Origin of the sequence: Cobetia sp. MMG027 (genome assembly GCF_027947415.1) — a bacterium.
Classification (GTDB): Bacteria; Pseudomonadota; Gammaproteobacteria; order Pseudomonadales; family Halomonadaceae; genus Cobetia; species Cobetia marina.
Window position 1 is genome coordinate 86,218 of sequence record NZ_JAQJIO010000012.1, and the last position, 12,462, is coordinate 98,679.

Consider the following 12,462-nt stretch of genomic DNA (forward strand, 5'->3'; position numbering starts at 1 on the left):
CTGATGTTTCACTGTGATTGTCACCGGAGTCCTGATGTCCCGCTACGCTGTATTCGGCAATCCGATTGCCCACTCGAAATCCCCGCTGATTCATCGTGCCTTCGCTGAGCAGCTCAAGGACTCCCTGAGCTATGAGGCGCGACTGGCGCCGGTGGATGACTTCGCGGCTGGCTGGGCCGAGTTCGTCGCTGAAGGCGGGCAGGGGGCGAATGTCACCATGCCCTTCAAGGAGCAGGCTTATCGGCTGGTCGAGGTATTGAGTCCGCGCGCTCGTCGCGCCGGTGCCGTGAATACTCTGCTGCTGGGCAAGAATGGCCAGCTGTATGGCGATACCACCGATGGCGTCGGGCTGACCCGTGACCTCGAGCGTCTCGAGGCCCCGCTCACGGACGCGCGTATCCTGATTCTTGGTGCTGGCGGCGCCGTGCGTGGCGTGCTGGAGCCTCTGTTGGCCAAGCAGCCTGCAGCATTGGTGATCGCCAATCGCACCGCTGCCAAGGCCAGCGCGCTGGCCGAGGACTTCGCGGACCTGGCGGGAGATGGCTGTCAGCTCTCCGGTGGCAGCTACGAGGCCATCGAGGGTCAGTTCGATCTGGTCATCAATGGCACCAGCGCATCGCTGGGCGGTGAGTTGCCGCCGTTGCCGGATTCGTTGTTCTCATCGCAGGCGCTGGCCTACGACATGATGTATGCCGCCGAGCCGACCGTCTTCATGCGCTGGGCCAGCGAGCAGGGGGCACGGGGCGAGGATGGTCTCGGCATGCTGGTGGAGCAGGCGGCCGAGTCCTACTTCCTGTGGCGCCACAAGCGCCCGGATACGGCACCCGTGGCGGACATGCTGCGCAAGATGCTGGTCAGCGGCTGACAGGTCGCTGAGGCAGGTCAGTCAGTGACTGCAGCCCGGGTGTTCGGGATGCATGCAGGAGCCGGCACTTCGTTCAACGACGTGCCGGCTCCTTGCGTTGCGGGGCAGAGAAGGAAGTGGATACCGAGGAGGTGGGTACGATTCTCAAGCGCTGGCAGCGGACAGCGCCGATGGCGTGCAGGTTTCCAGACGATAGCCATGTTGATACACGCTCTTCAGGCGCAGGCCACGCCGACCGTCGAGTTCCAGCTTGCGGCGCAGGCGACTGATATGGGTGTCGACGGTGCGGGTGGAGATGTCGCCATTGATCCCCCAGACCATCTCGAGCAGGTAAGCCCGCGAGAACAGCTCTCCAACATGACGCAACAGCAGCACGGCAAGCCGGTATTCGCGCTGCGTCAGATTGACGGGATGTTCGCCGCACCAGATGGTGTGCTCATCCTGTTCGATCCGGTACTGGCCGGGGAGCGCTTCCACTTCCTGCGATCCATTGCTGGCCTTGCTGTTGGCAAGGCGTCGTCCCAGCGCGGACACCCGGGCTGACAGCTCTCTGGGATTGATGGGTTTGCTCAGGAAGTCGTCGGCACCATGCTGCAAGGCATGCACGACATCCTCCTCTCCCTGGCTTGCGGTGATGAACAGGATCAACCCCTGCCAGCCGTGTTCATTGCGCAGCGTACGCGTCAGTTCCATGCCGCAGGCATCCGGCAGCTGCCAGTCGATGATCAGCAGGTCGAAGCTGCGTTCACGCAATGCGCGCAACAGTTGGCTCGCGCGTTCGAATCCTGCCACTTCATGCCCCTGGGACTCGAGACACAGGGTCAGATAATCACGTTGATCATGGTCATCTTCGAGAATGCCGATATGCATGTCGTTGCCTCCCTGCGTGGGTATGACCAGCAGTCTACGCGCCCCTTGCGTGAGACCGCGTCACAATGGTTCACGTTTGGCCCGACGATGGCGGCTTATACTCGTTCCCAGCTGCTCTCTTGCTGTCGTGCACCTCTGCTCATGGTGGCTCGTGATTGGCGATGATGCCTCGCGACGGTGAATCACTGGCCGTGATCAATGGCTACCCATGATCCACAGGAGTCTCCCTCATGCCTCTTCTCGAACTCTCACGCCGCTTCATTCTGGCGTCATGTCGCATGCGCCACTGGCTCCTGCTGATGGCGTTGTCGCTCTCACCCTTCGCCATGGCGCTGGAAGCACCGCAAGGGCCGGTCGTGCTGCGCGTCACGGGTGATATCCGTCACGTCAATGCCGGTGATGAGGCACATTTCGATCGCGCGATGCTACAAGCGCTGCCACAGCGGGAAACCGTGACCACCACGCCATGGCATGACGGTGAAGTCAGCTTCAGCGGACCGCTTGGTTCGGCGCTGATGGAGGCGGTGGGCGTTGACAGTGGCACCATGCGCATCGTCGCGCTCAATGACTACGCGGCCAATGCCCCGGTGCAGGATTACTTCGACTACCCGGTGATACTGGCCATGCAGGCCGAGGGCAAGCGTCTTCGGGTACGCGACAATGGCCCGATCTTCATCATCTATCCCTTCAGCGAGCAGCCGGATCTCCTCAACGAGGAAATCATGACTCGCTCTGTCTGGCAGGTGAAGCGGATCGTCATCGAACGCTGAGCCCACATTCTCCGCTCCGTCTGATGAGCTCTGGCAGGATGCCTGTGCATGAATCCTCTTCGTTCTCTGCATTTCAGAACCGCCATCGCCATTGCCGCGACGCTGTTTTTCGTCTCGGCACTGGTGACTGGCGTGTTGGTCTACCAACGCCAGCAGGCCCTTGAGCACAAGCTGCGCGAGAACCTGATCTGGGCGGTCTATCAGTTCGACAGGGAGGTACGCGAGCTGCGCATGGTGGTGGCCGAGGAGCAGCAGTCTCCCACGCCACCGGAACTGATGGATGACAGTGAGCTGCTGTTGCGTCTGGACATCCTGTACAGCCGGGTACAGCTGCTGCAGAACGGTCAACTCGGCAGCATGCTGGCGGGGATGCCGGAACTGCATGTCCAGCTGCTGGCGATGCTGCCCAGAATCGAGGTGCTGGACAACGGCATCATGGAGCTTGCGAGTCGTCAGCAGCGTGAAGAGGCACTCTACGCGCAGCTGCTCAGTCGCCTGGTCTCTCTTCAGGAGCAGACAGGCAAGCTGCTGCTGGATATCAATGCGGAGGCTGCCTTGCAGCGCACGAAGGAGCGTACAGAGCTTCTCAATCTGTATGCACTCGCGCTGTCACTGGTCCTGCTGATGACCCTCAGCGGCACTGTCCTGGTGGTCGCTCTGATCGTCGAGAGTCGCGGGCGGGCCTCCAAGACCCGCAAGCTGGAGGAGCGTACTCAGGAGCTGGATGGCATGGTGCAGCTGGCGCAGGCCGCCAGTCGTGCCAAGTCGGAATTCATGGCGATCATGAGTCATGAGATACGCACGCCTCTCAACGGCATGGTCGGCGTATCGGACCTCATCGGTGAGGAAGTCTCGACCCAGCGTGGGCAGCAATATCTGGTGATGCTGCGTCAGAGTGCCGAGAGTCTGCAGGCCGTCATCAATGACGTGCTGGATTATTCCAAGATCGAGGCCGGCAAGCTGGAGCTGGACCGGCGCTGCTTCTCGCTGCCCGACTTTCTCGAGTCATTGTCCGCGCATTACACCCGTCAGGCAGACAGTGCCGGCAAGGGGTGCTCGCGTATCTTCCTGGAGGAGCGTGCCGATGACCTGCCTGTCTGGGTCGAGGGAGACGTCAATCGTCTGCGCCAGGTGCTGACCAACCTGCTCAACAACGCGTTCAAGTTCTGTCCCCAGGGGACCATCCGGTTGCGGGTGTCGTCGCAAGAGGACGAGACCCTTCATTTCGAGGTCCACGACAGCGGTTGCGGTATCGCCTCTGACCAGGTGAGTCAGCTGTTTGCCCCCTTCACCCAGGTGGATACCTCGATGGCACGTCGCCATGAAGGGACCGGGCTGGGGTTGGCCATCTGCAAGCGGCTGGTGGAGGCAATGGGTGGAGAGATCGGCGTGGAGAGTCATCTTGGCCTCGGCAGTCGATTCTGGTGTCGCGTGCCGTTGCCGGCGCTGACAGCCTCCGAGGCCTGCCCCCAGCAGACGGCGAGGGAAGCCCCCTTGCCCGAGGCCCGCGTTCTGGTGGTGGAAGACAACGAGGTCAATCAGTCGCTGGCTCGCGCAATGCTGGAATATCTGGGGCAGCAGGTCACGATCGTCGAGGAGGGGGAGCAGGCGCTGGCCTGGCTGTCGCAGGCGGACCATGAGGTTGATCTGATCTTCATGGACATGCAGATGCCAGTGCTGGATGGTCTGGAGACGACACGACGCTGGCGTCAACGGGAAGCCGAGACGTCCGCGACCCGCCTGCCGATCATCGCGATGACTGCCAACGTGATGCAGGAAGATGCACGCCGTTGCATCGAGGCCGGAATGGACGGTGTCCTGCACAAGCCCTTCACTCGTGATGACCTGCAGCAGGTGCTGCACCAATATCTGACGCCCCGCCAGCGGGAGATCCCCGTGGACGCTGGCGTGGGCTCTGGCGCGGAATCTGGCACGGAAGTTCTCGCCATGGCGAGCCTGGCGGAGGAGCCCTCCGCCAGTGGCGTCAACGTGTCGTTGGCGGATGAGCAAGCGGCGCCGCTCGGTACGGAGCCGTCATCTGACGAGACACATGCTGGCGCCGATCCGGCCTCTGATCAGTGTGACCTGCAGGGCAACCCGTCATCGCTGCTTCAGCAGGCGACCTGTCAGGAGCTGCTTGCCACCCTGAGTCGCGAGGCTTACTCACGACTGTTGAGCAATTACCTGGCGCGCCTCGAGGGGCGACTCGACGTGATGTTGACCCTGCTGCAGCAGAGGGATCTCGGGGAGCTCAAGCGGGAAGCGCATTCCCTGAAAGGGGCATCTGCATCGTTGGGATGCAGCGGTATCGCCAGCGGTGCCAGGGCGTTGGAGGAGGCCGTGATCTCCGAAGACATGACTCGGGCGCATCATCATGTCGCCACGCTGCGCGCCTTGAGTGTGCCGACGCGCGACAGTCTTCTCGAGCAGGGATATCTGCTCTCCTGAAGGGCTTTTTCTCCTGAAGTGCCTTTTGCAGGAGCTCTCATGTGAGGGCGATAGGCGAGCGAAGGGAAGTGAAGCGGAAGAGAAAAGAGTGCAGGAAGTGCAGGAAGTGTAGGAAGTGTAGGAAGTGTAGGAAGTGCAGGGCTCGCAAGACAGAAACGCCACCCATGGTGACATGAGTGGCGTTTCTGTCTTGAAGGAGCATCCGCTTGCTTGAGTCGGCTTTCTTGATCCGGGCATGCGTTGATGGGAAGCCTGTCTGTCAGTGAACGGAAGGCGCATGGCGCTGGATGAGGGCACTGACGGCAGTGGGTGGGCAGTGGCTCCAGGCATTGAAGTCGGTGACCGTCATGGGCCGCGCGAAGAGATAGCCCTGGCCGAGATTGCAGCGAGTATCGCAGAGGTAGTCGCGTTGCTGTGTCGTCTCGATGCCTTCCCCGACGACAGCGAGATTGAGTCGCTGGCCAAGCTCGACGATGGTGCGCGTGATGGCACGGGCTTCCGGGTGGCTATCGCTGCGGCCGACGAAGCACTGGTCGATCTTCAGCTCGTCAAAGGGCAGATTGTAGAGCTGCATCATCGAGGAGAAGCCGGTACCGAAGTCATCCAGTGCCAGGCGATAACCGCGCTCGCGAATGGCGTTCAGGAGATGGCGGGCGTAGGTCAGACAGTCGATACCGCAACTTTCCGTGAGCTCCAGGGTGATCGTATGGGGGTCGACCTGATGCTGGCTGGCAAGCGCATCAAGCTTCTTCAGCATGTCACGCGAGCGCAGCAGTTGTGGGGAAAGATTGAGCGCCAGATTCAGCGTGAGGCCCTGTGATTGCCACTCCTGCTGCTGACCGAATCCCTGATTGATGACCTGCCAGGTAAGCGATTCGATGCGATTGCTGCGCTCCGCCAGGGCGATGAACTGGTTGGGCATGACCATGCCGCGCAGAGGATGCTGCCAACGCACGAGGGCCTCGGCGCCACTCAGCTGGCCACTGGCAAGATCGATCTTGGGTTGATAGACGAGATGCAGCTGCTGTTGGGCCAGGGCCTCATCCAGCTCCGCGAGCGTCAGCGGATTATGGTGTTCATCGAGATCATTGAGCATGGACGCCAGATGCTTGAGATCGAACGGCTTGCTGAGCTGTCCCAGCATGTCCAGGCCACTGCGTCGGCCCTGATTGATCATCGCCTGCATGTCGTCATCGTGACAGGCGCTCATCAGAATGATGCCCGCCTCGACATTGCGCTCACGCAGATAGCTGAGAACATCAGCGCCGGTGAAGTCCCCCAGTTCATAATCCACCAGGATGAGGTCTGCCTGCAGAGAGGAAGGGTCACAGGCGATGTCCTGCAGTCCCTCACTTTCCATGCAGCTGAATCCGAAGGTGGAAAGCAGTCCGGCGATCAGCTCACGAAAGTCCGGATCATCGTCGATGATGAGTGCATGTCGCGTCATGTGATACATCCTTGGCTGGGGGCGAGAGGACGCTCACGGTGACATTTCTCGAGGGGTAGGTGAGCGCATGTCTGAAGACTAGCAACGTCGCCACTCACAACGCGTATATCGACACATTTGGCGCCACCTTTTTACATTCATGCGCCTGGTGGAGTCGTCCGGATTCAGAGTGGCGCACGGCGGTGAGACGTCGGGGCGCGAGATCGATGAATGCGCGGCAGAGATGCCAGAGGCGCCCGACAGGCGCCTCTGGAAGACGGGGACGTTCTCCTGCGTAAGCCGGCTCAGCGCAGCCTGTCGCAGTTGGGCTTCTCGCCGGCGGCCCGTGCCTGTTGGTAGGTCGGCAATGCGGTCTCGAGGCGCTCGTTGAGCGCGGTCATGCGCTGCTCGTCACTGGGGTGAGTGGACATCCAGACCGGAGGCTGAGCGCCACCGGAGGCGTTCATGTTGGCCCACAGCTTGATGCTGGCACGTGGGTCAAAGCCGGCTTCGGCCATCAGGTCCAGCCCCAGCAGGTCGGCCTCGGACTCATGTGAACGCGAGAACGGCTTGAGCACGCCATATTCCGCGCCCATGCCCAGCAATCCCATGAGCTGGTCACCGCCGGTGCCTTCCAGTCCGGCCAGTGCCTGGGTCAGGGAAAGACCTGCGGACGTCAGGGATTGGGTCGAGACGCGCTCATTGGCATGGCGGGCCAGCACGTGGGCGATCTCATGGCCGATGACGGTCGCCAGCTGATCCTGATTCTCGGCGACTTCCAGCAGACCGGTGTTGACGCCGATGTAGCCGCCCGGCAGTGCGAAGGCATTGGCAGAGTCATCCTCGAATACCTTGACCTGCCACTCGCTGATGCCATAGCTGGCGGGCACCTTGGCGGTCACGGCATCTGCCACGCAGCTGACATAGGCATCCTGGCGGCCTTCCACCACCGGCAGCTCCTGTTGGTACTTGCTGAAGCTGGCTTCTCCCATCTTCTCCAGCTCCTGATCCGAATAGAGCGTCAATTGGCTTCGGCCCAGAGGAGAACTGGCGCAGGCACTCAGGGTGACGGACGCCGCAAGAGCCGCCAGCGGGAGCAGACGGCGCAGGGCGCGGGGAGATGAGTGATCGAGCAATCCTGGCATTGAGGCCTCCTGGCAATGGTGACGATGACAACCTTCGAGTGCACGGCAAGGCGGTGCTGAACGTGCAAGAAACGTGCAGACAGCATAACCGGATAGGCGCAGTGGTGCAGTCAGCGAAATGATACGTTGCTGAGATCACAGCAACGTCAGGCCAGACGGGCTCGCCGGGCATGAGATACTGGGCGCGATCTCATGGGCCTGCCACGGCCCTTGCCCCATGTACCTGACAGGGAGTCATCATGTCACCAGAGTTTGAACACCGCCTCTCGCAGTTGCTGGACCGTCTGGAGCCGATGCTGCCGCCGACGGCTGTCGAGGTGGACTGGACACGAGACGTCGCCGCCTTGTGGACCCGCCACCCCCTGGGCGGCCGCCTGACCCCGATCGCGCCGCGTGATGCCCTGACGCTCGAGGATCTGCTCGGCATCGCCCGTCAGAAGCGCGAGCTGCTGGCCAATACCCGCGCCTTCCTGGCGGGTCGGCCGGCCAACCACGCGCTGCTGTGGGGCGCGCGTGGCACCGGCAAGTCATCGCTGGTACGTGCGCTGCTCAACACCCTGGGCAGTGAAGGCCTGCGGTTGATCCAGATAGACCGTCACGACCTGCCGGCACTGCCGGGGCTGGTCGCCGAGCTGGCACAACAGCCGCACCGCTTCATCGTCTACTGTGATGACCTGTCCTTCGAGGGCAGCGATGACGCCTACAAGGCGCTCAAGAGCGTGCTGGATGGCACCCTGACGGGCCCACCGGAGAACGTGCTGCTGTACGCCACGTCCAACCGTCGTCATCTGCTGCCGGAGCACATGAGCGACAATCACGACACCCATATCGTCGATGGCGAGCTGCATCATGGCGATGCGGTGGAAGAGAAGATCTCGCTGTCGGACCGCTTCGGCCTGTGGCTGGCCTTCCATCCCTTCAATCAGGATGCCTATCTGGAGACCTGTCAGCACTGGGTGGAATGGCGTCTCGGCGCGGGCAGCTTCGACGAGGCGGCGCGTGCCGAGGCGTTGCGTTACGCCACTCAGCGCGGGGCGCGCAGCGGGCGTGCTGCCTGGCAGTTCGCCAATCTGTGGGCGGGACAGAAGACGCTGGAAGCCTGATGCCATCATGTGACCGGGATGTGCAGCACCGGCCACTGGCCTGAGGCAATGCGCCCGGACGAAGACGCCGCCCCTGCAGTCATCTGCGGGGGCGGCGTCGTTCAGGTGTGGAACCTGTTCAGAGCATGCGCGGCGGCTGTGATCAGCGGCGTTGCTTGCGTTCCTTGCGGGCTTCCTTGGTGCGCGCCAGTGAACGCTCTTTCGCGCGCTCGCGGTCATCGCTGCCCTGGGCGCCGTCGAAGGGGTTGTCGCCTGAGCGGAACTCAAAGCGCATCGGCGTGCCCTTGACCTTGAGCACCTTGCGGAAGGTGTTGGTCAGATAGCGCTTGTAGGCTTCCGGCAGCTTGTTGGTCTGGTTGCCGTGCACCACGATCAGCGGCGGATTGGCGCCGCCCTGGTGCGCCATGCGCAGCTTGATGCGACGGCCGTTGACCATCGGCGGCTGGTGCGCCTGAGTGGCATCCTGCAGCAGGGTGGTCAGGCGCTTGGTCGACCAGCGGGCCACGGCACTCTCGAAGGCGCGGTCGATGGACGGGTAGAGGTCACCCACCGCCGTACCGTGCAGTGCGGAGATGAAGTGCAGGTCGGCGTAGTCGGCAAAGCCCAGACGACGCTTGATCTCGGAACGCATCTTCTCCTTGGCTTCGCTTTCCAGGCCATCCCACTTGTTGACCACCAGCACCAGAGCGCGACCGCTGGTCAGCACGAAGTCCAGCAGGTGGAGATCCTGCTCGACCAGTCCCTGACGGGCATCGAGCACCATCACGGCGACGTTGCACTTCTTGATCGCTTCCAGGGTCTTGATGATGGAGAACTTCTCCACCACTTCGCGCACGTTCTTGCGGCGACGGATCCCGGCGGTATCGACCAGCAGATACGGCTTGCCACGACGCTCGAAGGGAATCTCCACGGCGTCGGTGGTGGTGCCGGCCTGGTCAAAGACGACCACGCGCTCCTCGCCCAGCAGGCGGTTGACCAGCGTCGACTTGCCGACGTTCGGGCGACCGATGATGCCGATGCGCACGCCGCGGTCATCCAGCTCCGGATGCAGGTCCTCGTCTTCGCCTTCCTCGACTTCCGGGTAGGGCGAGAGTACCTCTTCCAGCAGCGTGGTGACGTTGCGGCCATGCTCGGCGGCGATGGCGCGCGGGTCACCCAGACCCAGGGTCCAGAAGTCGGACTTGCCGATTTCCTCGTCCATGCCGTCGGTCTTGTTGACCACCAGCCAGGTCTTCTTCTGGTTGATGCGCAGGTGGTTGGCGATGGCTTCATCGGCCATGTTCAGGCCGGCGCGCGCGTCGACCATGAACAGCACGATGTCGGCCTCATCGATGGCGGCCAGCGACTGGCCCGCCATCATCAGGTCGATACCTTCCTCGTCACCGCTGATGCCGCCGGTGTCGATGACGGTGTAGGGCTTGCCACCGACCTTGCCGGTGCCGTACTTGCGGTCACGGGTCAGGCCCGGGAAGTCGGCGACCAGGGCATCACGGGTCTTGGTGAGGCGATTGAATAGCGTCGACTTGCCGACATTCGGGCGGCCGACCAGGGCGATCACGGGGTTCATGAAATCTCACAGCATTCGCAGGGATAGCATCGATGCCGGCCCCGGGCGGTCTGCTTCGAACCATGACGGCTGGAAAGCACCTTGTGCAGGCAGGGCGATAGCGATGATATCGGACTTGGGTCACTGAAGGGCGTCGTCGGCAGGCGCCGGACGAGGCGTGTCTCCAGTATGGCCCGCAGAGTGGGCCTTGGCACTCTCTGCGGAAATGATCTCGTGGCTGAGTTCAGCGAATCTGCCGACACCTTGGCGCGTCAGCCGACTCGTGTGGTCAGCGGGGGCGGTATTCTAGCACTGCGAGCATGACGCTACCAATGGCGTAGACGGCATTGCGTGCCCACAACGCATCAACGGCAGCACTGGGGCTGCCGTTGATGCGTTGCAGAGGCTTCCCGACCGGACTCAGGGAGCTTCGAGATCCAGTGCGATCAGCTCGCCATCATTGGTGTAGACGAAGATGCGCTTGCCTTCGGTGAGCGGCGTGATGCTGATACCGTCGCCACCGACGTCGTAGCGGCCAGCCATTTCCCCACTCTGGGCATCGATCAGGTGCACGTAGCCTTCATAATCTCCCACCACCAGCTTGCCATCGATGAAGGCGGGTGAGGTCAGCCAGCGACCCTCGAGGTCTTCCGATTTCCACAGCACGTTGCCGGTGTTGGCATCCATCGCCAGGATGTGGCTGGCGTTGTCGATGCTGAACAGGTAGTCACCCACGACGATCGGTGTCAGGTAGCTGGAGGAAGGCTTGTCCCACAGCGGCTCGCCATTGCGAGCATCTAGCGCGATCAGACGGCCGTTGTAGCTGGTGACGTACAGGCGACCGTCACGGGTCAGCACCGGCTGGCCATCCAGATCCACCAGCTGATCCACTTCGGTACGCCCGGAGGGCACCGCGACCCGCAGGTCCCACAGCTCCTGACCCGAGCGGTTGTCCAGGGTCACGAGCTTGCCATTGGCGAAGCCGGCAAAGGTGACCGGCTGGATGACGCGCGGTGCGCCGGTGCCGCGCAGCGTCAACGCGGGGATGGTCGCGGAATAGACCCACTGTTCCTCGCCGGTGAAGCGATCCAGTGCGGTCACGCTGCCATCGACGCTCTGCACCACGATCAGCTCCTCGTTGTACTGAGGTGCGGCCAGCACTTCGCTGGAGACTCGCGTGCTCCATTCGATGCTGCCGTCCTGCTGGTCAATGGCGCTGACCTTGCCATCGCGGGTACCCACATACAGGCGAGACGGGTCGGCATTCAGTGCACTGGTGATGCCGGCCGGCAGGGTGATCTGCCAGACCTCGTCGCCGGTCTTGGCATCGAAGGCCTCCAGCTCACCCTCTTCTGCCGCCACGAACAGCCGGTCATTGGCCACGATGGGGGCCAACGGGTAGTGAGCGCGACCCAGGCCGTTGCCGACCGATTCGCTCCAGGCGGAATCCAGCGCCACCGTGGCATCGAAGTCGACGAGTTCCTTGGGGGCATACTCTGGCTGGGCACTGCTGGCGCAACCGGCCAACAGGCTGACGGTCAGCAGTGACACAGGCAGCGACAGGCGGTGATTCAGTTTCATGACGGGCTCTCCACGGCGAGGTCGGCGAGTTTCAGATCCAGCCCGTAGACCGGCTGGCCGCTCTGCTCGGACAGGCGGCTGGCTTCTTGATAGGCCGCGACGGCTTCATCACGCTTGCCTTGTGCCACCAGTGCATCCCCGCGCACGGCGGCGGCCTGTGCCGCGAGGGTCGTGGGCGGGTTCTCCAGCAGGCTCAAGGCCTTGTCCTGCTCGCCGAGCTCCACATGGAGTCGGGCCAGACGCAGGCTGGCCAGCCCCTTGAGATAGCTGTCGGCGTCGCTGTCCACCACGCTCTGCAGTGCCTTGGCGGCAGCGTCGAGGTCATTGGCCTTCACCGACATGCTGGCATCCAGCAGATGGGCCATCTGGGTGTAGAGACTGTCGGCGTGCTCGCTTTCCAGCTCACTGATCAGGTTGCGTGCCCGCTGGACACCCGCATCTTCCAGCGTGGGCTGACTGACGAGGCTGATCAGCTGCTGATAGCGCATGGAGGCTGCCTCGGACTGACTGGCCTCGTAATTCTGCCAGGCCTTGAAGGCAAAGATGCCGGCACCGGCCAGCACGACACCGGCGATCAGTGACTTGCCGTTCTCGCTCCACCAGCGCTTGATGGCCTCAAGCTGTTCTTCTTCGCTTCTGAGCTCTTCCGCCACGGGCGGTCTCCTTGACCTGGCCGGTACGCCGGCACATGCATTCGGGAGGCGGGGC

At 62.6% G+C, this 12,462-nt stretch carries 10 protein-coding genes; 4 read left to right on the forward strand and 6 right to left on the reverse strand.

Annotated elements, in window-relative coordinates; translation table 11 throughout:
• Positions 1-31: 31 nt before the first annotated feature.
• Positions 32-865 carry a shikimate dehydrogenase gene (gene aroE, locus PJK54_RS15955; protein WP_103751502.1) on the forward strand — a complete coding sequence of 278 codons (834 nt, stop codon included), beginning with the start codon at positions 32-34 and terminating at the stop codon, positions 863-865.
• A 144-nt stretch (positions 866-1,009) separates the two neighbouring features.
• Here aroE and PJK54_RS15960 read toward each other — a convergent pair whose 3' ends face one another.
• A complete protein-coding gene (locus PJK54_RS15960) occupies positions 1,010-1,735 on the reverse strand; it encodes a response regulator transcription factor (RefSeq protein WP_077380082.1) in 726 nt (241 codons plus the stop codon).
• A 230-nt stretch (positions 1,736-1,965) separates the two neighbouring features.
• Between PJK54_RS15960 and PJK54_RS15965 the strand changes: the two genes are divergently transcribed.
• Positions 1,966-2,505 carry a hypothetical protein gene (locus PJK54_RS15965; RefSeq protein WP_271303342.1) on the forward strand — a complete coding sequence of 180 codons (540 nt, stop codon included), beginning with the start codon at positions 1,966-1,968 and terminating at the stop codon, positions 2,503-2,505.
• Positions 2,506-2,553: 48 nt separating this feature from the next.
• Complete coding sequence (locus PJK54_RS15970) at positions 2,554-4,953, forward strand: ATP-binding protein (RefSeq protein WP_271303343.1); 2,400 nt, start codon at positions 2,554-2,556, stop codon at positions 4,951-4,953.
• Positions 4,954-5,212: 259 nt separating this feature from the next.
• Here the strand turns inward: PJK54_RS15970 and PJK54_RS15975 are convergent, their stop codons facing one another.
• Both PJK54_RS15975 and PJK54_RS15980 read right to left on the reverse strand, forming a co-directional pair.
• Positions 5,213-6,400, reverse strand: a complete 1,188-nt coding sequence (locus PJK54_RS15975; protein ID WP_164850252.1) for an EAL domain-containing response regulator — start codon at positions 6,398-6,400, stop codon at positions 5,213-5,215.
• Positions 6,401-6,684: 284 nt separating this feature from the next.
• Positions 6,685-7,524: a M48 family metallopeptidase gene (locus PJK54_RS15980; RefSeq protein ID WP_170877501.1), complete on the reverse strand. Its 840-nt coding sequence runs from the start codon at positions 7,522-7,524 to the stop codon at positions 6,685-6,687.
• A 239-nt stretch (positions 7,525-7,763) separates the two neighbouring features.
• On the opposite strand from PJK54_RS15980, the gene PJK54_RS15985 reads away from it, so the two are divergent.
• Positions 7,764-8,627 carry an ATP-binding protein gene (locus PJK54_RS15985; protein WP_271303344.1) on the forward strand — a complete coding sequence of 288 codons (864 nt, stop codon included), beginning with the start codon at positions 7,764-7,766 and terminating at the stop codon, positions 8,625-8,627.
• 142 nt (positions 8,628-8,769) lie between these two features.
• Here PJK54_RS15985 and der read toward each other — a convergent pair whose 3' ends face one another.
• The 3 genes from der to PJK54_RS16000 form a co-directional block, all read right to left on the reverse strand.
• Entirely contained in the window at positions 8,770-10,194 is a 1,425-nt protein-coding gene (der, locus tag PJK54_RS15990; protein ID WP_077380074.1) for a ribosome biogenesis GTPase Der, read from the reverse strand.
• A gap of 399 nt (positions 10,195-10,593) precedes the next feature.
• Positions 10,594-11,754, reverse strand: coding sequence for an outer membrane protein assembly factor BamB (gene bamB / locus PJK54_RS15995; RefSeq protein ID WP_271303345.1), 1,161 nt, complete (start codon positions 11,752-11,754; stop codon positions 10,594-10,596).
• The gene (locus PJK54_RS16000) at positions 11,751-12,407 is read right to left on the reverse strand and encodes a YfgM family protein (protein ID WP_271303346.1); all 657 of its coding nucleotides are present in this window, start codon (positions 12,405-12,407) and stop codon (positions 11,751-11,753) included. The genes bamB and PJK54_RS16000 overlap by 4 nt, the downstream gene beginning before the upstream one ends.
• Positions 12,408-12,462: the final 55 nt, after the last annotated feature.

Excerpts from the sequence above, each read along its gene's own strand:
- PJK54_RS15960 (WP_077380082.1), bottom strand. The coding sequence starts at position 1,735 with ATGCATATCGGCATTCTCGAAGATGACCATGATCAACGTGATTATCTG.
- PJK54_RS15965 (WP_271303342.1), top strand. The coding sequence starts at position 1,966 with ATGCCTCTTCTCGAACTCTCACGCCGCTTCATTCTGGCGTCATGTCGC.
- PJK54_RS15970 (WP_271303343.1), top strand. The coding sequence starts at position 2,554 with ATGAATCCTCTTCGTTCTCTGCATTTCAGAACCGCCATCGCCATTGCC.
- PJK54_RS15975 (WP_164850252.1), bottom strand. The coding sequence starts at position 6,400 with ATGACGCGACATGCACTCATCATCGACGATGATCCGGACTTTCGTGAG.
- PJK54_RS15980 (WP_170877501.1), bottom strand. The coding sequence starts at position 7,524 with ATGCCAGGATTGCTCGATCACTCATCTCCCCGCGCCCTGCGCCGTCTG.
- PJK54_RS15985 (WP_271303344.1), top strand. The coding sequence starts at position 7,764 with ATGTCACCAGAGTTTGAACACCGCCTCTCGCAGTTGCTGGACCGTCTG.
- der (WP_077380074.1), bottom strand. The coding sequence starts at position 10,194 with ATGAACCCCGTGATCGCCCTGGTCGGCCGCCCGAATGTCGGCAAGTCG.
- bamB (WP_271303345.1), bottom strand. The coding sequence starts at position 11,754 with ATGAAACTGAATCACCGCCTGTCGCTGCCTGTGTCACTGCTGACCGTC.